General features: G+C 66.6%; 19 protein-coding genes. 10 read left to right on the top strand and 9 right to left on the bottom strand.

The genetic code is table 11. The annotated features are described in order from the left end of the window. Positions 1 to 8 precede the first annotated feature (8 nt). Positions 9 to 1,769, bottom strand: a complete 1,761-nt coding sequence (locus AC04ME_RS16605) for a DUF4012 domain-containing protein (protein WP_475436086.1) — start codon at positions 1,767 to 1,769, stop codon at positions 9 to 11. A 109-nt stretch (positions 1,770 to 1,878) separates the two neighbouring features. Here AC04ME_RS16605 and AC04ME_RS16600 point away from each other — a divergent pair, with 109 nt between their 5' ends. Continuing rightward, a complete protein-coding gene (locus AC04ME_RS16600; RefSeq protein WP_079112561.1) occupies positions 1,879 to 2,952 on the top strand; it encodes a glycosyltransferase in 1,074 nt (357 codons plus the stop codon). 36 nt (positions 2,953 to 2,988) lie between these two features. Here AC04ME_RS16600 and AC04ME_RS16595 read toward each other — a convergent pair whose 3' ends face one another. Together AC04ME_RS16595 and AC04ME_RS16590 are read right to left on the bottom strand one after the other, a co-directional pair. Then, complete coding sequence (locus AC04ME_RS16595) at positions 2,989 to 3,732, bottom strand: ABC transporter ATP-binding protein (protein ID WP_042541962.1); 744 nt, start codon at positions 3,730 to 3,732, stop codon at positions 2,989 to 2,991. Continuing rightward, the gene (locus AC04ME_RS16590; protein WP_042542182.1) at positions 3,716 to 4,549 is read right to left on the bottom strand and encodes an ABC transporter permease; all 834 of its coding nucleotides are present in this window, start codon (positions 4,547 to 4,549) and stop codon (positions 3,716 to 3,718) included. The genes AC04ME_RS16595 and AC04ME_RS16590 overlap by 17 nt, the downstream gene beginning before the upstream one ends. A gap of 230 nt (positions 4,550 to 4,779) precedes the next feature. On the opposite strand from AC04ME_RS16590, the gene AC04ME_RS16585 reads away from it, so the two are divergent. Genes AC04ME_RS16585 through AC04ME_RS16570 form a run of 4 tightly spaced genes read left to right on the top strand, consistent with a single transcriptional unit; the run spans position 4,780 to position 10,185 of the window. Continuing rightward, entirely contained in the window at positions 4,780 to 6,465 is a 1,686-nt protein-coding gene (locus tag AC04ME_RS16585) for a glycosyltransferase (RefSeq protein ID WP_475436083.1), read from the top strand. Then, positions 6,462 to 7,361 carry a glycosyltransferase family 2 protein gene (locus AC04ME_RS16580; RefSeq protein WP_228385676.1) on the top strand — a complete coding sequence of 300 codons (900 nt, stop codon included), beginning with the start codon at positions 6,462 to 6,464 and terminating at the stop codon, positions 7,359 to 7,361. The genes AC04ME_RS16585 and AC04ME_RS16580 overlap by 4 nt, the downstream gene beginning before the upstream one ends. Beyond that, positions 7,358 to 9,298 carry a DUF6541 family protein gene (locus AC04ME_RS16575; RefSeq protein ID WP_475436081.1) on the top strand — a complete coding sequence of 647 codons (1,941 nt, stop codon included), beginning with the start codon at positions 7,358 to 7,360 and terminating at the stop codon, positions 9,296 to 9,298. The genes AC04ME_RS16580 and AC04ME_RS16575 overlap by 4 nt, the downstream gene beginning before the upstream one ends. Then, a complete protein-coding gene (locus AC04ME_RS16570; RefSeq protein WP_042541959.1) occupies positions 9,295 to 10,185 on the top strand; it encodes a glycosyltransferase in 891 nt (296 codons plus the stop codon). Before AC04ME_RS16575 ends, AC04ME_RS16570 begins: the two co-directional genes overlap by 4 nt. A 45-nt stretch (positions 10,186 to 10,230) precedes the next feature. On the opposite strand, the gene AC04ME_RS16565 is transcribed toward AC04ME_RS16570, so the two are convergent. Both AC04ME_RS16565 and AC04ME_RS16560 read right to left on the bottom strand, forming a co-directional pair. After that, positions 10,231 to 10,977 carry a glycosyltransferase gene (locus AC04ME_RS16565; RefSeq protein WP_042541958.1) on the bottom strand — a complete coding sequence of 249 codons (747 nt, stop codon included), beginning with the start codon at positions 10,975 to 10,977 and terminating at the stop codon, positions 10,231 to 10,233. Continuing rightward, positions 10,974 to 12,230 (bottom strand): polysaccharide biosynthesis protein, encoded by a 1,257-nt coding sequence (locus AC04ME_RS16560; protein WP_475436079.1) that lies wholly within the window; start codon positions 12,228 to 12,230, stop codon positions 10,974 to 10,976. Before AC04ME_RS16560 ends, AC04ME_RS16565 begins: the two co-directional genes overlap by 4 nt. 110 nt (positions 12,231 to 12,340) lie before the next feature. Here AC04ME_RS16560 and AC04ME_RS16555 point away from each other — a divergent pair, with 110 nt between their 5' ends. Further along, positions 12,341 to 13,342: a glycosyltransferase gene (locus AC04ME_RS16555; protein ID WP_475436077.1), complete on the top strand. Its 1,002-nt coding sequence runs from the start codon at positions 12,341 to 12,343 to the stop codon at positions 13,340 to 13,342. Between the two features lie 6 nt (positions 13,343 to 13,348). Here the strand turns inward: AC04ME_RS16555 and AC04ME_RS16550 are convergent, their stop codons facing one another. From AC04ME_RS16550 to AC04ME_RS16535, 4 genes are read right to left on the bottom strand one after another with little or no spacing between them, the layout of a single operon-like run. Next, positions 13,349 to 14,296, bottom strand: a complete 948-nt coding sequence (locus AC04ME_RS16550) for a glycosyltransferase (protein ID WP_475436075.1) — start codon at positions 14,294 to 14,296, stop codon at positions 13,349 to 13,351. After that, positions 14,293 to 14,691: a DUF2304 domain-containing protein gene (locus AC04ME_RS16545; RefSeq protein WP_455904552.1), complete on the bottom strand. Its 399-nt coding sequence runs from the start codon at positions 14,689 to 14,691 to the stop codon at positions 14,293 to 14,295. Before AC04ME_RS16545 ends, AC04ME_RS16550 begins: the two co-directional genes overlap by 4 nt. Beyond that, a complete protein-coding gene (locus tag AC04ME_RS16540) occupies positions 14,688 to 15,443 on the bottom strand; it encodes a glycosyltransferase family 2 protein (RefSeq protein ID WP_042541955.1) in 756 nt (251 codons plus the stop codon). The genes AC04ME_RS16545 and AC04ME_RS16540 overlap by 4 nt, the downstream gene beginning before the upstream one ends. A 28-nt stretch (positions 15,444 to 15,471) precedes the next feature. Next, positions 15,472 to 17,757 carry a hypothetical protein gene (locus tag AC04ME_RS16535; protein WP_475436072.1) on the bottom strand — a complete coding sequence of 762 codons (2,286 nt, stop codon included), beginning with the start codon at positions 17,755 to 17,757 and terminating at the stop codon, positions 15,472 to 15,474. Between the two features lie 104 nt (positions 17,758 to 17,861). On the opposite strand from AC04ME_RS16535, the gene rfbA reads away from it, so the two are divergent. Genes rfbA through AC04ME_RS16515 form a run of 4 tightly spaced genes read left to right on the top strand, consistent with a single transcriptional unit; the run spans position 17,862 to position 23,290 of the window. Beyond that, positions 17,862 to 18,731 (top strand): glucose-1-phosphate thymidylyltransferase RfbA, encoded by an 870-nt coding sequence (gene rfbA, locus AC04ME_RS16530; RefSeq protein WP_475436070.1) that lies wholly within the window; start codon positions 17,862 to 17,864, stop codon positions 18,729 to 18,731. Then, positions 18,731 to 19,729: a dTDP-glucose 4,6-dehydratase gene (rfbB, locus tag AC04ME_RS16525; protein ID WP_042541952.1), complete on the top strand. Its 999-nt coding sequence runs from the start codon at positions 18,731 to 18,733 to the stop codon at positions 19,727 to 19,729. The genes rfbA and rfbB overlap by 1 nt, the downstream gene beginning before the upstream one ends. Before the next feature lie 4 nt (positions 19,730 to 19,733). Further along, complete coding sequence (locus AC04ME_RS16520) at positions 19,734 to 21,149, top strand: sugar nucleotide-binding protein (RefSeq protein WP_475436068.1); 1,416 nt, start codon at positions 19,734 to 19,736, stop codon at positions 21,147 to 21,149. Then, positions 21,146 to 23,290, top strand: coding sequence for an acyltransferase family protein (locus AC04ME_RS16515; protein ID WP_475436066.1), 2,145 nt, complete (start codon positions 21,146 to 21,148; stop codon positions 23,288 to 23,290). The genes AC04ME_RS16520 and AC04ME_RS16515 overlap by 4 nt, the downstream gene beginning before the upstream one ends. Positions 23,291 to 23,305: the final 15 nt, after the last annotated feature.

Raw genomic sequence — 23,305 nt, 5'->3', positions numbered from 1 at the left:
CGGGAAAGTCACGAGGCGCATCGCAGTTGCTCGCGAGATGTCTCCGGAGTGTTCACCATGGGCGTGTGGTCGACCACCGTCAGTCGTTCTCCAGCCCCGGTTCCCTGGAATTCGACGGTGATCTTCGACGATTCCCCCGGGGCCAGGAGGACCTCCTGCTGAACCGCCGATCGGGAGCCGAGCAGAGCCGTCTGCACGCCCACCTCTTCTCCGTCGCGGTCGATGTGAGACGGAGTCGCGCCTTCGGGGCCGTACACGGTCACGAGCGTCCGGGTCGACCCGGCAGGTACGCCGTAGAACCCGTCAGCGGTCACGTAGGGCGGCAGGGATGTCCCGGCGTCGGCAGGTGCATCGTTCGTCCAGGTCACAGTCACCTGCGTGGTCTGCTCGCCATCGCAGGTGCCGATCGAGGTCGTGATGGTGGCATCGGCATAGAAGTCCATCTTGCCGCCGGTGGTGTCGTTCACCAGGACGCCCACGTGGGTCCGAGTATCGTCCTCCGGCAGCGCCCCGCCGAGAGAAGAAGCCGACAGGATCGCCTCCTCGTCCTCATGCGCGCTCCAGATGCGGATGCGCCGCTCGTCGGCTGACGCCGAGAGAGCGGCGACGAGATCCTTCGGATCCGCCTCGGTCAGCGCGGCGGAGAGAAGCGCTCCTGCCGCTTGCGAGAAGATCTCGTCCTGTGCGAGAGGATCGGGCACCGCGGCGTAGATCTCGGAGAGCAGCAGGTCGACCACGGTGTCTTCGGTGGCGGTGAACGGCCCGAACGCGAGCGGTCCCGTGGCTGCGACGAGGTTCTCGGTCATCACGGCGTCGACCGCGATGACACCGTCGACCGGCTGACCGAAGCGGTCCTGCCATCGCTTCGCGATCGCGGGTCCCGCCTCGGTGAAGTCGGGGATGCTCGTCAGGTTCTGCATGTAGCGACCCGGACGATCCTCGAAGAGGGCGACGGTCGACTCGCTGAGCGGGATCGGCGTCTCGAGGGCGGGGAAATCCGGGACGGAGGCCTGTTGCACGAGTGTGATCCGGCCGTTCTCGGCGTGAAGAAGCGCGATCGCACCGATGATGCCGCCGGACGATCGCAGCTCGGCGTTGTTCTGCATCGCGAGCACGTAGTTCCGGGGTCCTTCCGCGCCGAGCATGCTCGGCAGCAGCGCGGACGCGCCGTGCAGCGCTCCGACCACCGTGGCGGCCTGCGTGACGGTCGTCCTCATCTCGCGCACTGCATCGGCGAGCGGGGGCAGGGTCGCGTCCGCGTCGATGCCGAGGGCGCGTGTCTCAGCCGAGGTCAGCGTCGCGCTGGCCTCGGCGAGAGAGGGCTCGATCTGCGCGAAAGGCGTCAGATCGATGGCGCCGCTCGAGAGCCCGAGACTCGCGAGGTCGAGTGAATCAGCCGCTTCCAGAACGGGGACGAGAGCATCCGAGGCGACGTCGTCGGCGATCTCGGCGACCTCGCTCACCGCCGAGAAGTTCGGACCGAGCCACGGCAGCAGGCCGAATCCGAGCCAGATCGGGTCGGACGTCAGGTCGTGGGCCGACTCCGCATGGTGGGCGATGCGGGAGGAGAGCGACGCTGCCTTCTCGAGGTCTCCCTGGCCGATCGCCTGCTTGAGCTTCGATGACGACGCCGCGACCTCCTGCAGGTTGTTCACCGCGCCGATGCCGCGGATGGCGACCCAGCCGACCGCGAGCACGAGGAAGATCACGATCACGCCGATGGTCCACCGCAACCACCGACGACGTACAGGCAGGCGTCCGTCACTCACCCCTGCATTCAAGCACGAAGCGACATATCGGGGGTGCGGAGCTGTCCGATCCTCGTCGCTCGCGGTCACGCTCCCAGGTTCAGGGTGGTCGGGCGATTACTGTTGTCGCATGGGTGCTCGGCTGCGTGTGGTTCTGGATCAGCTGACGCATGTCGTGCACGCGGATCACGCATCGGCGGCATCCGACCTCACCGCGGCGCTGATCTCGACAGCCCCCTCCGGGTGCGATGTCGAGGCGATCGTCCCCTCCGGCGTCGAGGTGCCGATCCCCGGTCTCGCGGATGTGCGCAGACTGTCGCTCGCGCGCCGTGAGCTCGCGGCGTCGTGGCAGCTGGGGATCGTGCGGGGGGTCGGCGGAGGTCTCATCCATTCGCCGACGCTGATGGCCCCGCTGGTGCGGCACGATCGCCTGCACGACCACGACCAGACGACCGTGACGCTGTGGGACCTGCAGGCGTGGGAAGAGCCGGACTCTCTCTCGAAGACCGCCGTCGCCTGGCAGCGGGCGATGCTGAAGCGAGCCGTCAAGCACGCGGATGCCGTCGTCGTGCCCTCGCACGCCGTCGGCGCGCGCCTGGCGGAGATAGCGAAGCTGAGCGGACGGATCCGCGTCATCCCCGGTGCTGCCCCGTGCGGCCTCGTGGTCCCGTTCGACGCGACCGCGCGAAGAGCCTCCCTTTCTCTGCCCGCGGGCTATCTGGTGCTCACGGGCTCCGCCGATTCGCTCGAGCACGGTTTCCGGGCGGCGATCGCAGCGGGCAAGGAAGCCGTCGTGCTCGACGCGCCAGAAGGCTCCGAGCCGAGGCTGGCCGAGGTCGCAGCGGCCGCAGGACTGTCCGAATCGAAAGCGCACATCCGCGGGTCGCTGTCGGTCGAAGATCGGGCAGCCGTCCTCGCAGGCGCGTCCGCGCTGGTGGCGACGAGTCCTCGCGCCGCGTGGCCCTGGCGTGCTGTCGAGGCGATGACCCTCGGTGTGCCCGTGGTCGCCGTCGAGAGCGGAGTGCACCATGACGTGATCGCCGACGGGGGAGTGATCGCCGAGCCGACGGAGATCGCCGAGGCCGTGGCTGACGCGGTCGGTGACGGCTCGCGCCGCCTGAGCGTGCTCGGCGCCGACCGGTCTCGCTCTTTCTCGTGGCTCGGCGCGGCCGAACGCGTGTGGGGACTGCACGCAGACCTGTGAGCCCCGAGACCTTCGGCCTCGGGCGTCGGGGCCCGCTCAGGAGCGCATGACCGCTACGGCCTCCGCGCTGGGGCCGTCGAAGCGCACCTTGCCCTTCTGAAGCAGGATGCCGCGATCGCAGAGGTTCGAGACCATGTTGAGATCGTGGCTGACGACGACGAGCGTCTTGCCCTGGGCGTGCAGCTCGCGCACGCGGGCGAGGCACTTCTTCTGGAACGGCTCGTCGCCCACGGAGAGGATCTCGTCGATCAGCAGGACGTCCATCTCGGTGTGGATCGCCACGGAGAACGCGAGTCTGAGGAACATGCCGGACGAATAGTGCTTCACCTCGGTGTCGATGAACTGCTCGATCTCGCTGAACGCGACGATCTCGTCGTACCGCGCCTCGGTCTCCTTCTTGGTCATGCCCAGGATCGCGGCGTTGAGGAAGATGTTCTCGCGTCCGGACAGGTCGGGGTGGAACCCTGCGCCGACCTCGATGAGGCCGGCGACGCGGCCGCGAGTGAGCACGGTGCCCTCATCCGGTTCGAGCACCCCCGAGATCAGCTTGAGCATCGTCGACTTGCCGGATCCGTTGAACCCGAGAAGAGCGACGGATTCGCCCTGCTGGATATCGAACGAGACGCCGTCGAGCGCGTGGAAGTCCGTCGTCAGCGGCTTGCGGCGGATCGCGGCGAGAGCCGTCTCCTTGATCGAATGCGTGTGCCGGAGCTTGAAGGTCTTGTGGACGTCGTCGATGATGATCCGCGGGAGAGGCTGCGCATCAGAGATCTTGGGCAAAGCGGCCCTCCAGTCGGCGGAAGACGAGCTGGCCGATGACCAGCGCGATGAGTGACGTCACGAGTGCGATGAGCCCGTACAGCCAGATGTCGGGGATCGGGGAGGCATCGGGTCCGAGTGGGAACCAGACTCCGTAGTGGAACAGCTCGACGGCGGCGGTGATCGGGTTCAGCCGATAGAGGACGAAGAGCCACTCGGGCACGACTCTGGCGACCTGGGTCCACTCGTACATCACCGGAGAGGCCCAGATCGCGACCATCACGATGATCTCGACGAAGCTCTGCGCGTCGCGGAAGGTCACGTTGATGGAGCCGAAGAAGAGGCCGAGGCCGCTGGCCAGAACGGCGATGATCACCAGAGCCAGCAGGATCGCGCCCAAGGAGGCGAACGAGGGGGCCCAGCCGAAGAACAGCGAGATCGCGATCACGACGATGATCTGCGGCACCGTGTTCACGGCGGCGATCATCATGCTCGCGATGGGGAACATCTCGCGGGGCAGGTAGATCTTCTTGATGAGCGCCGCATTGTCGACCAGCGAGCGGGTGCCGTTGGAGAACGCCTCGTTGAAGAATGTCACGACCGTGATGCCCGAGAGCAGGTAGATCGGGAAGAAGTCGACCCGGTCGTTCAGACCGAGGAAGACACCGATCGCGACGAAGAAGACGACGAACTGCACGAGGGGCTTCACATACGACCAGAGCCACCCGAAGATGGATCCCCGATAGCGGATCTGCACCTCCTTGCGCACGATGAGCGAGAGCAGATGCCTTTGCCGGAAGACCTCGAGGAGCCCTCGATTCGCGCCAGGAGTCGTCATTCTCTGGTCGTCGGCTGTGCGAGCCTGTTGCACCGCGATTCCACCTTCCGAGGCGCCGACGGTCTCGGGCGCACCGAGAGCAATCATACGATCCCTGACGCATCGTCCCTGGCAGATCGATGGGGAAGCCGCGAACGCACAGCACAGGCTCAACCCAGGGTCGCAGGGGTGGTCGCTGGTAGGATCGCGGAGGTCTCGTGCGTCCGTCGATCCGAAAGCAAACTGTATCCGTGACACCTCTTCAAGCTCTCGATCAGCCTGCACTCTTCCGATTCGAGGACCCGCAGACGGGTGCGAATCTGTCGGAGCGCGAACGTCGCCTTCTCGTCGGTGCGCTGAACTTCCACGCGTTGATGGCGCCTCAGCGGACGCTTCGGATCCATCTCTACGACGGCTCGGTGGAGACGACGCCTCGACTGACCGACGACAGCACGTTCGACGGACTCTCTCGGAACAACCGTCACCGGATCGAGAGCTTCGACATCGTCAGCTCCGTCTCCGTCGAAGAGCGTGAGCCCGAACTCACGGAGGCTGCCTCAGCCCGACTCGTGGCGTCGCCCGCCAGGCATCTGCATGTGTCGTCCGACGGCGTTCTCGACTCCGATCCGTACCGCCCGCAGCGCCCTGGCCTCATCGGCGGGATCGCACGGAGTGTCAAGTCGCGCGCTCCGCTCCTCTATGACGATGCGCGCGATCTCTCGCTGCTCAGATTCCGACGCAAGCTCACGACCGCGATCGAGCCTCGCGACTATGAGGCGGAGTTCCGCCGTGGGGGTGCGCACGAGGACGAGGTGATCGTGCCGGCCGGCCCCACCCTCGAAGGGGCGCAGAAGGCCGTGATCATCGGCCTCCACTGGTTCGAGCTCGGCGGCGCCGAGCTCTGGGCATTCGAGACCGTGCGTCTCGTGCGCGAGGCGGGTCTGCTCCCGATCGTGCTGACGAATCGGGACTCCCACCAGCCGTGGGTCACTCGTCCCGAGCTCGACGGGGCGCTGCTCATCCCCTTCTCGGAGCCCACCGTCCAGTCTCAGACGGCCGGCGTCGAACCGCTTCTCCGATCGCTGCTGCGCACCTTCGACGTGCGCGGTGTCGTCATCCATCACAATCAGTGGCTGTACGACCGGGTGGCGTGGATCGCGGCCTCGCGTCCCGGCATCCCGATCATCGACAGCACGCACATCGTCGAGTACACGGGGGGTGGCTATCCCCTGAGCAGTGCGATCGCATCGAAGTCGATCACCACGCACCACGTGATCTCTCCGAGCCTCGCCCGCTGGATGACGGACGTGCAGCGGATCCCCGCCGATCGCGTGGTCATGGCACCGCTCGGCGGACTCACCGTGAAGCCGAAGGATGCCGTGTTCCGCCCGCGGGCCGCGGGGGAGCAGTTCACCGTCGCGTTCATCGGCCGGATGGCACGGCAGAAGGCGCCGGAGGTCTTCATCACGATGGCGCGAAGGCTGAAGCGTCAGGGCTACTCGCTGCGTTTCATCCTCCACGGTGGCGGCGAGTTGTCGAGCTGGGTCGACGACATCATCGAGGCTGAGGGCCTGAAGGCCGACATCGTTCGGCGAACCTCGGACACTCCGGTCGCGGAGACTCTCGACGAGGCGCACGTTCTCGTCGTGTCGTCTCACAACGAGGGCCTCACACTCACGACCCTCGAGGCGATCGCGCACGGCGTGCCGGTGATCTCGACCGATGTCGGCGCCCAGAGCGACATCATCCCGGCGTCCGCGCTGGTTCCGCGTCACGCTCGTCTGGCCGCTCGTCGGCTCGCCGAGGCTGTGGCCCCGCTCGTCGACGACGAAGAGGCGAGGGAAGCGCTGTGGCGCAAGGAGCGCAAGGCTGAGAAGAAGCTGCTGTCTCAGCAGTCCGCGAGTTCATGGTTCAAGGAAGAGGTGGGCTCGTGGTGAGTGTCGCTGGAGTGGTCGTCACGTTCAATCGGCTCGAGAAGCTGAAGACCGTGATCGCATCGATAGAGGCGCAGACGCACCCCGTCGAGACGCTGTTCGTGATCGACAACGCCTCGACCGACGGCACGGCGGAGTACCTTGCCGCGCTCGAGACAGCGGTGCCCCTCGAAGTCGTGACCATGTCGACCAACTCCGGGGGAGCGGGCGGGTTCTCGGAGGGGATGCTGCGCGGATACGCGTCCGGTGCGGATCACGTCTGGATCATGGACGACGACTGCTATCCGAAGCCGGAAGCCCTCGCGAGCCTCATCGCCGGTTTCGACGGGGCGGTCCAGGAGCTGGGCGGCGACGTGCCCTTCGCGTGCTCGGTGGTCGAGTTCACCGACGGCAGCATCTGCGAGATGAACAACCCGGTGACCACATGGGACTGGGGACGCCTGCTCGTCAAGGGGCAGAAGAACGTCATGGTGACCGCGTGCTCGTTCGTCTCGGTGCTGATCCCGCGGTGGGCCATCGCGGAGTACGGGCTTCCCTATTCGGAGTACTTCATCTGGTTCGACGACCGCGAGTACACGCTTCGCCTCACCGCGCGTTGCCCCGGTGTGCAGGTGCTCGACAGCGTCGTCGTCCATGACATGGGTGACAACCGAGGCGTGAACTTCGCCATGGTCGATCGCAAGAGCCTGTGGAAGTTCTCGTACGGTGTGCGCAACGAGGCTTCCTGGCAGCTGCACCACCGCGGGTTCCTCTACTTCATGGAGTTCGGTGCGCGACTCTTCGTGAGCCTTCACCGCGGCCGCGTTCCGCTGGATCTGCGCGCCAAGCTGCTCGGCAAGTGGGTGAAGGGCATCACCTTCAACCCGAAGATCAAGTATCCAGAGGCGGAGGCGGCGTGAGCTGGGTCTCGATCCTGCCCGCGCTGATCGTCACCGGCGCTCTCCTCTTCCTTCCGGGTCTGTTGCTGGGCTTCCTCCTCCGCCTGCGCGGAATGAGGCTTCTCGCGCTGGCCCCCGCGCTCAGCGTCTCCCTCGTCGCGGTCGCTGCTCTCGCGGCTCCGTTCGTGGGGATCCGATGGAGCATCCTGCCCGTCCTCATCCTCACGGCGGTCGCTGCGGTCGCCGCGTACTTCTGGTCGAAGCACGTCGGAAAGCCGGCCCTGCTCCGTCAGAGCTCGAACGCCAGACAGCTGGTCGCCGTGATCGTCTCGATCGTCGTGCCCGCCCTGCTCATCGCGTTCGTGCTCGTCAGAAGCATGCACGACCCCGAGTTCTTCTCGCAGCGCTACGACAACTTCTTCCACCTGAACGCGGTCCAGTACGTCCTCGACACCGGGAACGCGTCGCCTCTGTGGCTGGGCAGCATGACATCGCCGGCGGGCGTGCCCTTCTACCCGTCGGGCTGGCATGCGATGGTCTCGATCATCGTCGCGCTGAGCGGAGCCTCCGTGCCGCTTGCCAGCAACGCCATGATCATCGTCGTCGCGGCGGTCGTCTGGCCGATCGGCGCCGTGTTCCTCGTGCGCGAGCTCCTGGGGCGCAATCAGATCCTGACGGTGATCGCGGGAGCTCTGGCTGCCGCCTTCCCGGCCTTCCCCTTCCTGCTCCTGCACTACGGCGTGCTGTACCCGCTGTTCCTAGGCCTCGCCGTCGCCCCCGCCGCCATCGTCGTCGCGTGGTGGCTGCTCAGGCCCGGGCGGGTTCCGCGTCGTCAGGACTGGGCGCTTCTGCTGGTGCTCGTCGTGCCCGGCCTGGGAGTCGCACACCCTGGTGCGCTCATGGCCGTCGTCGCGCTCACGGTGCCCTTCGTCCTCGCGAGGCTCCTGCATCAGATGAGAACTCCCGGTCGACCGCGACTGATCGGGATCGGCCTGCTGGTCGCATACGCCGCGGCGGGAGTCGTCCTCCTGCAGGTGGTGCGGCCCCCGGCGAGCCAGATCTACTGGCCCATCATCAACACCGTTCCCGACTCGATCGGCGAGGTCGTCGCGGCGAGCGTGTACGGCTACCCGAGCTCACTCGGAATCACCGCCCTGATGATCATCGGCGCGTACAGCGTGATCCGCAGAGGCACCTATGCGCGCTGGTCGATCCTCGCGATGGCCGTCATCTCGGCGGTGCTCTACATCATCGTCTCGGCGTCACCGTATGAGACGCTCCGCTTCTGGTTCACGGCACCGTGGTACAACAATCCGCCCCGTATCGCCGCCTTCTGGGCGATCGGTGTCCTGCCCCTCGCAGCGCTGGGCGGAATCGTCCTCGTCACGTGGCTTCTCCGGCAGCGACTGCTGGCGCCGGTACGGCGGTTCTTCGAGCGCCTGCCCATCGTCCTGATCGCCATCGTCGTGATCGCGCTCGTCGGAGTCACCCAGAACGCCGCCATTCGCCAGGCGGCCGCCGACATCGAGTTCACCTATGAACTCCGACCCGGCGGGCCGATCCTGTCTCCGGACGAACTCGACCTCATGGAAGATCTCGCGGAGCTCGTGCCGGAGGATGCGGTCATCGCGGGAGACCCGTGGACGGGAGCCTCGTTCGCCTACGGTGTGAGCGGACGCCGGGTGCTCATGCCCCACCTTCTGATGGACCTCACTGACGATGCCGAAGCGATCAACACGATGCTGAGCACAGAAGGCGACTCGCCGGAGGTCTGCGCCGCGCTCGAGGACACCGGTGTCGGATACGTCCTCGACTTCAGCGCGGACGGGGACTTCCAGGAGAACGACGGAGACTACTCGGGACTCGATGACCTCGACAGCTCGCCCTACGTCGAGCTGGTCGAGCAGCGCGGCGACGCGAAGCTCTTCAAGATCGTCTCGTGCGGGCTCGGGTCATGACCTACGAGATCTTCGTGCCGTTCTGGGGAGACCCGGATCAGCTCTATGAGACCGTCGAGTCCGTGCGCGCTCAGACGGACCCGGACTGGCGGTTGACGATCATCGACGACTGCTATCCCGATGACTCGGTCGCAGCTCACTTCAGTGAAGAGCGGGACGAGCGGATCGTCTACACCCGGAACGAGCACAACGTCGGGATCACCGAGAACTTCCGGGAGTCCGTTCGGCGCGCGTCAGGGGACTTCGTCACGATCCTCGGGTGCGACGACCTTCTGCACCCGAACTATGTGGAGGTGGTCCGCGCGGCGGCCCGCGCAGTGCCGCACGCCGACGTCATCCAGCCGGCGGTTCAGGTCATCGACGAGGACGGGGCTGTCGTCCTTCCCCTCGTCGATCGGATCAAGCAGCGCCACCTGGCTCCGAAGGGACGGGGCGTGACGGTCTTCAGCGGCCCTGACATGGCCACCACGCTGATCCGTGGGAACTGGCTCTATTGGCCGTCGCTCTCGCTTCGAGTCGAGACACTTCGTCGTATCGACTTCACGGACGACCTTCCCGTCATCCAAGACCTGGCATTGCTGATGGACATCGCCTTCGACGGCGGCACGTTGGCCTACACGCCGACGCTCGCGTTCTCATATCGCCGCCATCTCGAGAGCGCATCCCAGAAGACGCTGCTGGACGGCAGCCGTTTTCTCGATGAGCGGCGGTATTACCGCATCGCGCGCCGATCGGCCGCTGAGCGAGGGTGGAGTCGCACAGCGCGGACCGCTCGGGTGCGCCTCATGTCCCGCCTGCACGGGATCGCCGCACTGCCCCTCGTGCTGAGGCACGGGACGGCGCGGGGCCTGCGATCGTCGCTGGCGCACGTGGCCGATCTGAGCTGAGTCCGGGGAACCCGAGCGGCGGCTCAGCGGAACCGCGCGGTGGCGTCAGCGCGCGGAGCGGACGCGACGCGCTGCTTCGCGCCATGCGCGGAGGAGCATCCACCGCGACTGCAGTGCCTTGCGGAGTCCTCGCGGCTTCGGGGCCGACGCGTTGGCGTCGTGCAACCGACGCCGCAGCACCGGGCTCTGGACGTGGGCGAGCCCGCGAGCCGTGTTGCCGACGGTCGCGATCCACAGATCATGGGACTCGACGAGGAACTCGGGAAAGGGCAGGATGAGGTCTCTGGCCTCGCGGCGGAACGCCATCGCGCACCCGTAGTAGGGCGCATCGCCGGCGAGCAGACGCAGCTCATTCGCCAGAGAGCCGCCTGAGGGCAGTGCATCGAGGTGCCAGGGGCGTCCGGTGAGCGGAGAACGCAGCGGTGCGTCGTCAGGCAGCAGCACGAGGTCGCCGGCCGCGATCGATCGGTCGCGAAGTGCCTCGACCAGCAGCGCACGGCGGCCAGGAACCCACTCGTCGTCCTGGTCGGAGAGGAAGATGATCTCGCCGGTCGCCTCGGCTATCGCGGCCTCGAAGGCCTTCACGTATCCGCGGTTGGTCTCGGAGCGGATCAACCGGATGCGATCGTCTCCGACAGCGGCCACGACGTCTGCGGTGTCGTCCGTGCTCGCATCGTCGACCACCACCACCTCGTCGCCGGGGTGAAGTCCGTCGAGGATCGATTCGAGCTGGTGCCTGACGAATCGTGCACCGTTGTAGGTCGCCATGCACACGCTCACGGTCGTCGTCATGCGATGTCTCCCTCAGCCGGGGCGACGAGGGCGAAAGCCGATCGCCTCTCCAGGAGCAGATGATGTGTTCCGGCTGTCACGACGACGGCGAGGATCACGAGCTCAGAGGCCGCGAGCCCGGCGATGATCCCGCTGAGGCCCCACTGGGCTCCGAAGACCATGAGGGGGACCCCGACGAGAGCAGCGCCGAGAGTGCCGAAGAGCACGTAGCGGTTCAGGCCTGCCGGGACCAGGACATTGCGGATGAAAGGCGTCGTCAGACTGGTGAGCGCGAAGGTTGCGCCGAACCCGAGGAACACGGCGATCTCGGGCGTCGCCTTCTCGCCGAACAGCAACGAGGAGAACACCGGGCCGAGCACCGTCAGCGCCGCGCCTCCGATCAGGGCGAGGGCGGCGTGGAGCCCGAAGGCCACGAAGTGGCGCCGCAGCCGACCATGAGCGTAGGAGACCTCGAGCACCCACTTCTGAAGGGTGTTCGACAGCACGGTGACGGCGAAGAGGGCGATGCGGAAGAACTTGTCCGCAGACGTGGCCTGACCGCTGGCCGTCGCGCCGAGTATGCCCTGCGCGAGCGGGATGGGTGCAGAGGTGTAGGAGCCGCCGATCGTCTCAGCCGCGGCGACCGAGAGGTTCGCGCGGTATGCGCGCAGGATCCGCCGCCCTGCGAACGGGGGCAGCGGCCGACGATAGAGGCGGAGGTTCAGAAGCAGAGGGCCGGTGAGGAATCCGATCAGCGTGAGGATCGGGTACCACAGCAATTGCTCCGTGAGCAGGAGGAGGGGGATCGCCAGAGCCACGCTGATGCTCACCGGGAGGGTCTCGAACAGCAGAACCACTCGCGCATTGCCCACGCCGACCGCGTACCAGACGACGGTCATGGCCGCAGCCGTGGTCGCCAGGGTGACGAGTGCGGCGACGAGGCGGAACTCGGCGGGGACGAGGACCGAGCTGAGCGCGGCGCCGACCGATCCCGCCGCCACGACGAGCAGGCCGCGGCACCAGAACGAATCACCGAAGATCTGACGCCGGGCGGCATCGTCGGCGCTGAGCGCGATGCGCGCACCGCCGGAGATGTTCCAGCCGAACCCCGCGACGATCGCGCAGACGGTTCCCACCGCCTGAGCCGTGCCCACGGAGCCCCATGCCGCCAAGCCGAAGACGTTCGGGATGATGGGCAGCAGGAACAGAGGGGCGATGAAGGAGATCAGAGGAACGGCGCTAAAGCCCGCGAAGCGTGACAGTAGAACCTTCATCGATGGGACTCCTCGGACCATTGCGGCCCAACACCATTCGGGATGGCGGGGACGTGAACGCGTGCGACCCTAGACTACTTGAGTCGGCTTTACGGAGAGGTCAGGGACCAATGGTTGGAGTTATCGTGCTCGCCGCCTATCGACCCTCCAAGGAACTGTTCGCCCGTCAGCTCGCCTCGATACGCGATCAGACGGTGACCGACTGGGAGTGCATCATCTCCGTCGACGGAGAACTCGAGACCGTCGAGGAGGTGCTCGCCGATGTCGCGGCCGGAGACGAACGCTTCCGGATCCTCGCAGACGGCCGTCGACTGGGCTTCTACCTGAACTTCGAGAGGGGTCTCGCGGCAGTTCCCGCAGCGGCGGAGTGGGTGGCGCTGAGCGACCAGGACGACTTCTGGTACCCGCACAAGCTCGAGACCCTGCTTCCGCATCTCTCCGAGTCTGCGATCGTGTCGGGCCAAGCCCGGCTGGTGGCCCACCCCGGTGACGAGGTGCTCGGATTCACCGAGCGACGGCAGCTCGATGCCGCGTCGACGATGATCGTGAATCAGTTCACCGGCTCGTTGTGCGTGTTCCGCGCCGAACTGCTGTCGACCGCGCTGCCCTTTCCACGTCTCTCCTCCCACACCGTCGCGCACGATCACTGGCTCGCCGTCGTCGGGATGGCTCGGGGAGGCGGCCGCGTCGTCGAGGACGTCGTGCAGGACTACGTGCAGCACTCCGCGAACGTGTTCGGTGATCCGAGCCGGCTGCGTCTCGGCCCGATCGCGACCCTGCGACGAGCCTGGGGGAACGCCGTCGAGTTCTCGGTGCGGTACGAGGGCGCCGCGTCGCCGTGGGCGATGGCACGGATGCTTTTCTGGATCTACGTGGGGTGGCGCCAGCTCATGGCCCAGACCCTCGTGGAACGTGATCCTCGCTCGCCATCCGCGATCGAGGCGGATCGGCGCTTCGGTGCGGGCCGGCGGCTGCGCGACACGCTGGGGATGCTGCGTCGAGTCCGGCGCGCACGGGTCGTGCCGACGCCGTTCGTCATCGCATACCTGGGGAGCTGGGCGTCGGGGTGGCTGATCCGGGGGCGTCGACGGACACCCACCGTGGCGCCGTAGACGGCCTCAGGCAGATTCCGCGTCAGGGAGGGGGCGAGCCCGCCACGCGACACGGGCAGCCTCAGTCATGAGCGCAGGCCCCATCCTCCCCATGCGTTCGGCTCTTCCGTCGCGGAATCCCGCGGCGAGCAGCTTCCGCATGGTCGCGCGGGGCCTCGCCAGCATCCACGCGATCAGGAAGTACGCGTAGTCGGCTCGGGCGTCGCGGCGCAGGCGCGCGCGATGCCGCGGGTGGCGCCGAGCCAGCACGATGCGATTCCTGGCCCTGTAGTAGTACCGGAACGGAGTGCTCAGCGTGAGGGTGGGAAGGAAGGCCCCGAGCGGACCCGGGAACCGGTAGCGCGCACCCAAGCGGTGCGGCAGTCGGAGGCCGGGGGCGACGATGCACGGCAGGTCCGCGTCAAGGCAGCGGAGCTCGAAATCGGTGTCCACGAGGTCGATGAAGAGAGCTTCGTCCATCAGCCCGACCTGGTCGACCACTCCCGCGGGGAGATACATGCCGGACTGGATCGCGTGAGCGGCAGGGACCACTCCGTGTCCTGCCGACGGTCCGGCCTGGGAGACGTCGGCGAAGAACTCCGGAACGACGGGGCCGGCGGGGACGCCGAGAGCGCGAGCATGTTCCCACGCCGCGCTCAGAGCGTCGACGAACCCGGGAGCGACGGTCGAGTCCTGATCGAACGTGACGATCGCGCTCGCGCCCTTGTCGAGGGCGCAGCGGATGCCGCGATTGAGCGCGGCGCCGATGCCGGAGTTGCGCTCCAAGGCGAGCACCAGCGCTCCGGTGGCCGCGATCTCCGCTCGGATCGAATCGAACTCAGGGCCGCTGCCGTCGTCGACCACGATGATCCCGGTGACTTGGGTAGCGAGACCAGCGAGCAGCGGAGGCACCTGCGCGGGGCGATGAACGGTGACGACGCCCCAGACGCCGTCGCTCGAGTGTCGCGACGTCATGCCGGGGGAGCGCTGTCGGCGCCGCCGCCCCGGTGCTGAGCCTCCAGGGCCGCGATGCGGCTGTCCAACCTGTCCACCTCGGCGCGCGACAGCGCCGCCTCCTCCGCAACGCGACGGATCTCGTCCTCCGCCTGGGAGAGCTCCCAGGAGAGATGCAGCGAGACACCGAGGAGCAGGGTGATCGCGAGAGCGAACAGGAGGTTGGCCGGCACCTGAACGCCGAGAAGCGCGGTCGCCCAGAGCAGGAGCTGCGGGAAGATCCCGAGCAGCAGGACGCTCAGCGCGATGACGATCCACATCACCGCGTACTTCTCGCGAAGGCGTCGCGTCAGAAGCATCCAGAAGACCAGCACGAGGATGAACAGCGCGAGGGCGATCCCGACGACGACGATCACTTTGCGTCCTCCTGTTCGCGGACACCGGTGGATTGGCTCGTCGAGCCGGTGCGACGCAGCATGGCCAGGCCGAGCGTGAACACCGAACGCAGCAGATAGATCGATGCTCCGACCGGACCCTGGCTCGGCGTGCCGTGGACTCGCGGCCGCATGGCCACGGGAACCTGCGTCACCGTCAAACCCGCGTGACATGCTGCGACGAGGGAATCGATGGTGTCGCCGAGGTACTCGGCGGGGTAGTAGCGGACATACTGCTCGATGGCTCGGCTGTTGGCGGCGCGGAAGCCACTCGTCACATCGGTGAGACGGGTCTTGGCGACCCTGGACACCGTCTTCGCCAGGAACAGCATCGCCCAGTGGCGAGGGCCCCGAACCGAATAGTCGCCGACGTCCGCGAACCGAGCGCCGATCGAGATGTCCGCGGTGTCGAGACCGGCGAGGACGCGGGCGATGTCGAGCGGGTTGTGCTGCCCATCGGCGTCGACCTGGATCGCGCGGGTGTAGCCGTGACGTTTCGCATACGTGAAGCCGGTGCGCATCGCGCCGCCGACTCCGAGGTTGAAGGGAAGGGAGATGACCGTCGCACCGGCTTCTCGGGCGACCGCACCTGTGTCATCCGTGGATCCGTCGTCGACGACGAGAAGATCGAAGTCGGCGTTCGCGGCGCGGACCTCGTGCACGGTGCGTCCGACGTTGCGGGCCTCGTTCCATGCGGGGACAATCACGAGGACACGGTCCGACGACAAGCTCATAGTTCCCCGATCCTATCGGATCGACCTGTCACGTGATCGGTGTGCCCACCGCGTAGTCCGCTTTGAATCCGGGCGCGATCTGGAGCACCTCGGGTGCGCGTCCGCCGCCGAGTCTGAGGAGGATCGCAATCGACGTCACGTGCCTGAGCTTGCCGTTGTCGTAGAAGTAGATCTCGGGCGCGCCGGTGAACTGCACGAAGTCGGCTCCGCTGGTGAGCAGAGGGGACCCGACCTTGAAGCGCGAGAGCTGGTCGCCCGGGAGCACATACTCGCGCGGCGGCGTGCCTCCGTTCAGCTGGAGGAGGGTCTTGATGCTGCGGACGTGACGCAGCAACCCGTTCTCGTATCGGTAGATCTCTGCGCGTCCGGTGAAGCGCACGAACGAGTTCGAGGGGAGGAACGCAGGTCCGATGCCGAACCACTGGACGGTGCCCCGCGACCAGGGCAGCACCTGCAACGGTCTGGAGCCGTTGAGGGCCAGCAGATCGGCGGGGGACTGCACATGCCGCAGCGTGCCTCCCGAGATGACGTAGATCTCAGGAGCCCCCTGCGGCTGGACGAAAAGGGGGACGGAGACCGTCGTCTTGGCGCGGGGCATCGCGCCACATTCACCGCTGCCCAGCTTCGTCGGCTTGATGTTGCCGAACTGCGTGCCCGACACCGGATAGACCTTGCCGCCCGCGGCGATCAGTGTGCTGTTGCCGCACACGACGACCGGGGTCAGCGTCGACCCGACCTTCGAGTTGGCTGCGACCGAACTCCGCGGCACGACGGTGAGACCCGTGGCGCCGAACTCACCCGCGAGCGCGGTGCTGGGTATGTGGATCAGGCGATCGCCGAGGAGGGTGAGGTAGATGTCATTCGAGTCCGCGGCACGCACCAGGCTGTTCGCCTTGATCACGAGGAGTCCGATGCCGATCGCCGCAGCCGCCGAGGGCTTCATCGAGGCGACATATCCGGATGTTCCTCGGGAGACATCGACCCAGGTCTGCTGGTTGGCGACGTGCCTGCGCAGACCAGCCTGGTAGAGGTACACCTCCGGATCCGCTCCCGAGCGGAAGAACGACCCGACGGCAGCGCCCTCGGAGAAACGGTCCGCCGTGGCGCCGGTGAGGTTCACGTACGAGCTGAACGAGTATCCGAACAGGGCGATCTGGGCCGCGTCGACGAATCGATGCCGGGTGCCGTCCGGTTCCAGAAGGTACAGGGTGCCTGTTCGAGGATCGTGCACGTAACGCGTGACCGGCTTGCCCTCGGGCATGGGGTCGAGGTCCGTCGCGGCCACAGACACGGCTCCACCGAGCCTCGATCGAAGCGCGGCGTAGTCCTCGCCCGCGACGACATGGTGGCGCATGCCTGACTGCACCAGATAGATCTCCGCGCGACCGGGGACCTGCGCGAGGGTGGCGGCAGCGCCGCCCGCCGTCTGCGTGCTGCCGAACCAATCGGTGAAGAACTGGTAGAAGTTGCGATTGCCGTAGCTGGAGCACCCGTCCCCACTGCCGTAGCCGGCATTGAGTGCCGCTCGATTCGGCTGATACGGGGTGTAGTAGTAGAGCGCGGCGGTCGCCTTGTTCTCGACGCGGACCGGCGCCGAGCCGCAGGCCCTGTTCGGGTGATAGAGGATGTTCCAGGTCTTTCCCGGCGCGTAGTACGTGAACCAGCGTCCCTCGGCATAGATCTGCATCTGCCTGGCCGCACCGTAGATCTGGTAGAAGAAGCCTGCATAGGCCGGATCGCACGGCGCCGTGTCAGGGCAGCCCTGACCGAGGGCCATGTCGAAGCGCCAGCTACTCGGCCACGTGTGCGTGACGAGGCTCTGCTCCTTCTCGAGCATCACGATGAGCACCCGCGGGTTGATGCCGCAGGACTGCGCGACCCGCGCGATGATCGTGGCCGCCGACTCGTTCGCCGCCCCGGTGTAGCCGCGGCAGTAGCTGTCTGCCGGACGGTTCGGCGTGTTCTGGCGGTAGTCCTTGAGGCAGACGTATCCGCTGCGGCACGATGCGACTTTTCCGCGGAAGAACGAGTCGATCTGGCCCGCAGACATCGTGTCGCTCTGGAAGAACACGGCATCGGAGATGATGTTCCCCGACTTGAACTGCGCCAGGTTCGCGGTGTCGCGTATGGATGCGTCGGCTGAACCGGTCGCCGCCACCGACGCTGTCGTCGCTGACGCGGCGGTCGACACGCCGCCGGATGAAGAGGGCGAGACGGCACTGGCCGGCGTCGCCACGAGCAGGGATGCGGCGAGGACGACAGCCGCTGCACTGGCGAGGAGGCCGAGCAGGTGGGGGGATTTTGAGCCGGTCACCTGCTCATTGTGACGGAAATGCACAGATGATGCCAGTGTGAACGGTGTGACGCAAGTAAATCGCCTCTTTCTGAGTCCCAGCTGGGATGTGGCACGATATGGGGGTGAAAGGCATAATTCTCGCTGGCGGCTCAGGAACTCGACTGCACCCGATTACGATCGGCATCTCCAAGCAGCTGATTCCCGTGTACGACAAGCCGATGGTCTACTACCCGCTGTCGACGCTGATGCTGGCGGGGATCCGGGACATCCTGATCATCACCACGCCTCATGACGCGGAGCAGTTCGAGCGTCTGCTCGGCGACGGTTCGCAGTTCGGGGTGAACCTCACGTTCGCGCAGCAGCCGTCGCCGGATGGCCTCGCCCAGGCCTTCGTCATCGGCGCGGACTTCATCGGCGACGACAAGGTCGCCCTCGTGCTCGGCGACAACCTGCTGTACGGTCCGGGGCTCGGCACCCAGCTCAAGCGCTACACGGACGTCGAGGGCGGTGCCGTCTTCGCCTACTGGGTGGCAGAGCCCAACGCCTACGGCGTCGTCGAGTTCGATGCCGACGGTCGCGCCGTCTCGCTCGAGGAGAAGCCGGAGCACCCCAAGAGCAACTACGCCGTGCCCGGACTCTACTTCTACGACAACGACGTGGTCGAGATCGCACGCAACCTCGAGCCGAGTGCTCGCGGCGAGTACGAGATCACCGACATCAACCGCGCCTACCTCGAGCGCGGTGACCTGCAGGTCGAGGTGCTTCCTCGCGGAACGGCGTGGCTCGACACCGGGACGTTCGACCAGATGTCGGATGCCGGCGACTACGTGCGCACGATGGAACGCCGCACCGGTCTGCGCATCGGAGTCCCGGAAGAGGTGGCCTGGCGTCAGGACTTCCTCACCGACGACGACCTGCGTGAGCGGGCCACCAAGCTCGTGAAGTCCGGCTACGGAACCTACCTGCTCGAGACCCTGGAAAGAGGTCGTTGATGTCGAACATCCTCGTCACCGGAGGCGCCGGTTTCATCGGCTCGAACTTCGTCCACTACGCGGTCGAGCACACCGACCACACGGTCACCGTCCTCGACGCGCTGACCTACGCCGGCAACCGGGCCTCACTCGCGGGACTTCCCGACGATCGTGTGCGGTTCGTGCACGGCGACATCACCGACGCCGAGCTGGTCGACCGGCTCACCGCTGAGGCGGACGCCGTGGTGCACTATGCGGCGGAGTCGCACAACGACAACTCCCTGCACAGCCCCCGTCCCTTCCTGGACACCAACATCATCGGCACGTACACGCTGCTCGAAGCCGCGCGCAAGCACGAGACGCGGTTCCACCACATCTCGACCGACGAGGTCTACGGTGACCTCGAGCTCGACGACCCTGAACGGTTCACCGAGCAGACTCCGTACAACCCGTCGTCGCCGTACTCTTCGACCAAGGCCGGCAGCGATCTGCTCGTGCGCGCCTGGGTCCGCTCGTTCGGCGTGCAGGCGACGATCTCCAACTGCTCGAACAACTACGGTCCCTACCAGCACGTCGAGAAGTTCATCCCGCGTCAGATCACCAACGTGATCCGCGGCATCCGTCCCAAGCTCTACGGGGCAGGCGAGAACGTCAGGGACTGGATCCACGCGAACGACCACTCGTCCGCGGTGCTGACGATCCTCGAGAAGGGTCAGATCGGCGAGACGTATCTGATCGGCGCTGACGGCGAGCGCAACAACAAGGACGTCGTCGAGCTGATCCTCGAGGAGATGGGCCAGCCGCGAGACGCGTACGACCACGTCACGGACCGGGCCGGTCACGATCTTCGGTACGCGATCGACTCCACGAAGCTGCGCACGGAGCTGGGATGGAAGCCGGAGTTCGCCGACTTCGAGTCCGGACTGGCGGCGACCATCGCGTGGTACCGCGACAACGAGTCATGGTGGGCGCCTTCCAAGGATCAGACCGAGGCGTTCTACGCCTCCAAGGGACAGTGACCCGATGAGCGAGATCGACTTCGGCAAGTCCCTGAATCGCACCGAGACGACGATTCCGGGACTGGAGATCTTCGATCTGCCGGTCCACGGCGATTCGCGTGGGTGGTTCAAGGAGAACTGGCAGCGCGAGAAGATGACCGCGCTCGGCCTCGCCGATTTCGGCCCGGTCCAGAACAACGTCTCCTTCAACGACGCCGTCGGGACGACTCGCGGTATCCACGCCGAGCCGTGGGACAAGTGGGTGTCGATCGCGACCGGCCGTATCTTCGGCGCATGGGTCGACCTGCGCGAAGGCCCGACGTTCGGCGTGGTCTTCACCGCCGAGCTCGATCCCTCCAAGGCCATCTTCGTGCCACGAGGTGTCGGCAACTCGTATCAGACCCTCGAGCCCGATACGGCCTACACGTATCTCGTGAACGACCACTGGTCACCCGACGCGTCCTATTCCTTCCTGAACCTCGCAGACGAGACCGCCGCGATCGAGTGGCCCATCCCGCTTGCGGATGCCGAGGTGTCTGCGAAGGATCTCGCGCACCCGCGCCTCGCAGATGTGGAACCGGTCGCTCCGCGGAAGACTCTCGTGATCGGCTCGGCAGGACAGCTGGGAACAGCGCTGCGGGCCGAGTTCGACGGCGTGCAGAGCGTCGAATGGACGACGCGCGACGATTTCGATCTCGGGTCGACGACGCTGGCCGAGGCGCGCCGCTGGCGCGACTACGACACGATCATCAACGCGGCCGCATACACGGCCGTCGATCGTGCGGAGACGCCGGACGGCAGGCGCGACGCCTGGGCGGTCAACGCCGCAGGGCCGGCCGCTCTGGCTCGCATCGCCGCAGAGCACGGAATCACGCTCGTGCATGTGTCGAGCGACTACGTGTTCGATGGATCCGCCGATCGGCCGTACACCGAGGACGACCTCGTGTGTCCTCTCGGCGTCTACGGCCAGACCAAGGCCGCCGGTGATCTCGCGGTCTCGACGGCCCCTCGTCACTACATCGTCCGCACCTCCTGGGTGATCGGGAGCGGAAACAACTTCGTCCGCACCATGGCCTCACTGGCAGAGAAGGGCGTGGACCCGAAGGTCGTCGACGACCAGCGCGGGCGCCTCACGTTCGCGACCGAGATCGCCCGCCTCATCCGCACGCTGGTAGAGACCCGTCCGTCGTTCGGCGTCTACAACCTGACTTCCGAGGGCGAGGTCGTCACCTGGGCCGACGTCGCCCGCCGTGTGTTCGAGCTCGCCGGCCATGATCCGGCACGGGTCACGGGTGTCTCGACGGAACAGTACTTCGCCTCCGCGACGTCGCCTGTCGCCCCGCGCCCGCTGAACAGCGTGCTCGATCTGACGCGAGTGCACGGCATCGGCTTCCGTCCGCGCGCGGGAGACGATCTTCTTCGGGAGTATCTCTCGCCGTGAGCGCGTCGTTGCGGACCGCGGATACTCTCATCGCGGCTCCGAAGGCGCGGGTCTTCCGAACCGACATCCAGGCGCTTCGCGCCGTGGCCATCGGCTTGGTCGTGCTCAACCACCTCTGGCCGGTTCGCCTCCCTGGCGGCTACGTCGGTGTCGACGTCTTCTTCGTGATCTCCGGCTTCCTCATCACAGGACACCTCGTGGGGGAGATGCGGCGGACCGGGGGAGTGCAACTCGGGGCGTTCTACGCGCGACGGATCAGGCGACTGCTTCCGGCCGCGCTTCTCGTACTCGCAGTGTCGCTCGTGCTCATGGTCGTGCTGCTTCCCTACCCTCGGTGGGAGCGGGGTGCCTGGGAGGTCGCGGCGAGTGCGGGGTACGTCGAGAACTGGTTCCTGGCATCGATGTCGGTCAACTACTCGGCGCTCAACGACGCTGCGAGCGTCGTCCAGCACTATTGGTCGCTGTCGGTCGAGGAGCAGTTCTACATCGTCTGGCCTCTGCTGCTCTTGGCGGCGCTCGCCGTGGCTCGGCGCACCGGAGGCCCGACGACGCGGCGCGGAGCGAGGGCGAGGACGACCACCGCGCTCGTCGCGGTCGTGGCGGTGGTGGGCGTGCTCTCCTTCGCCGCGAGTGTCATCTACACGACCGTCGCGCCGCCTCAGGCGTACTTCGCGACCTTCACGCGCGGATGGGAATTCGCGGTCGGCGGCGCGATCGCGCTCTTCGGAAGTCGGGTACCCCTCGGGCGCACCGCCGCCGACATCGTCAGCCTGCTCGGGTTCGCCCTCATCGTCTTCGCCGCGCTCGTCTACGATCACACGACCGCTTTTCCCGGATACACCGCGCTGGTGCCCGTGCTCGGCACCGCGGCGGTGATCCTCGCCGGCGAGAGATTCGCATCGCTCTGGCATGCGAAGGTGACGGCCCTGCGTCCCGTGCAGTGGCTCGGCGGCGTCTCGTACTCTCTGTATCTGTGGCATTGGCCGCTCATCGTCGTCGCGCCGTTCGTCATCGGCGGCGAGGCGACCACCCTGTCGAAACTCATGGTGTTGGCGATCGCGCTGGTGCTGGCGGCGCTGACGAAGAGGTTCGTCGAGGATGCCGGCCAGTCATGGGGGTACTGGCGTGGCTCCTCGCGCCGGGCGTTCGGTCTCATGATCACTGGGATGATCGTCATCGCGGCTCTCGTGGCAGGCGTTCTCGCGACCTACAGTGCACGTGTCGCTGCCGACGGCCCACCGGACGACCTCGTCGCATCGACCTGCGAGGGGCCCTCGGCGCTCGCACCTGGCGCAGACTGCGCAGACCCTTTCGGGGCCGCGGACTATTCGGTGATGACGAAGAAGAACGAGTACTTCTACACCCCGGGGGAGTGCGGCGAGTTCCTGTCGATCCTCACCTATGGAGATCTGAAGACCACGCACGAGTGCGACTTCTCGCGCGGAGCAGAGGATCCGACTCGGGTCTGGTTGATCGGTGACTCTCACGCGCAGCAGTGGCAGGGAGCCGTGTTCGACATCGCCGAGAAGAACGGCTGGATCGTCGATACGAGCTACTACGGAGGGTGTCCCGTGGCGGACGTCGAGTTCATCGGATTCCGCAGCGCGTGGGGTGCCGCTGACGTCGAGAGGTGTCGCGAGTGGTCGAGGGACCTCGCCGAAACCGTCACCGAAGACGACCCCGACCTCGTCATCACCGCGATGGCGGCTCGGCTTCAGCTCGTGGATGACGGGACCGACAGGCCGCAGATCGACCAGATGTCGCAAGGGCTGTTGGACCACTGGAAACGCTGGAATGATGCGGGTATCAAGGTGCTCGCGCTCGCGGACCCTCCTTTCAACGCAGAGGTCAGGAGCCCCGACTGCGTGCTCCACAACGCCGACGATCCGCAGTCCTGCGCACGTCCTCGCACCGAGGCGCACCCCGCCGACCCGATGGTCGTCGCCGGAGCGTCGGCCGGCTCGGAGTCGATCAGCGTGCTGGATCTGACGGATCGCTTCTGCGACGCGACCTCCTGCTACGCCGTGGTGGGCGGCATCCCCGTGTACTACGACGCGGATCACCTCAACCTCGAGTACGCCAGACTGCTCGGACCCGACATCGAAGCGGCTGCCGAGGCACTGCTGACGCAGAGCAGATAGGCTGAAAGCGGCAGA

It is taken from the genome of Microbacterium sp. LjRoot205 (assembly GCF_056175745.1).
This window is presented reverse-complemented; position numbering and strand designations above follow the sequence as displayed.

Excerpts from the sequence above, each read along its gene's own strand:
- AC04ME_RS16600 (WP_079112561.1), top strand. The coding sequence starts at position 1,879 with ATGGGTGCTCGGCTGCGTGTGGTTCTGGATCAGCTGACGCATGTCGTG.
- AC04ME_RS16590 (WP_042542182.1), bottom strand. The coding sequence starts at position 4,549 with ATGACGACTCCTGGCGCGAATCGAGGGCTCCTCGAGGTCTTCCGGCAA.
- AC04ME_RS16570 (WP_042541959.1), top strand. The coding sequence starts at position 9,295 with ATGACCTACGAGATCTTCGTGCCGTTCTGGGGAGACCCGGATCAGCTC.
- AC04ME_RS16565 (WP_042541958.1), bottom strand. The coding sequence starts at position 10,977 with ATGACGACGACCGTGAGCGTGTGCATGGCGACCTACAACGGTGCACGA.
- AC04ME_RS16560 (WP_475436079.1), bottom strand. The coding sequence starts at position 12,230 with ATGAAGGTTCTACTGTCACGCTTCGCGGGCTTTAGCGCCGTTCCTCTG.
- AC04ME_RS16555 (WP_475436077.1), top strand. The coding sequence starts at position 12,341 with ATGGTTGGAGTTATCGTGCTCGCCGCCTATCGACCCTCCAAGGAACTG.
- AC04ME_RS16550 (WP_475436075.1), bottom strand. The coding sequence starts at position 14,296 with ATGACGTCGCGACACTCGAGCGACGGCGTCTGGGGCGTCGTCACCGTT.
- AC04ME_RS16540 (WP_042541955.1), bottom strand. The coding sequence starts at position 15,443 with ATGAGCTTGTCGTCGGACCGTGTCCTCGTGATTGTCCCCGCATGGAAC.
- rfbB (WP_042541952.1), top strand. The coding sequence starts at position 18,731 with ATGTCGAACATCCTCGTCACCGGAGGCGCCGGTTTCATCGGCTCGAAC.
- AC04ME_RS16520 (WP_475436068.1), top strand. The coding sequence starts at position 19,734 with ATGAGCGAGATCGACTTCGGCAAGTCCCTGAATCGCACCGAGACGACG.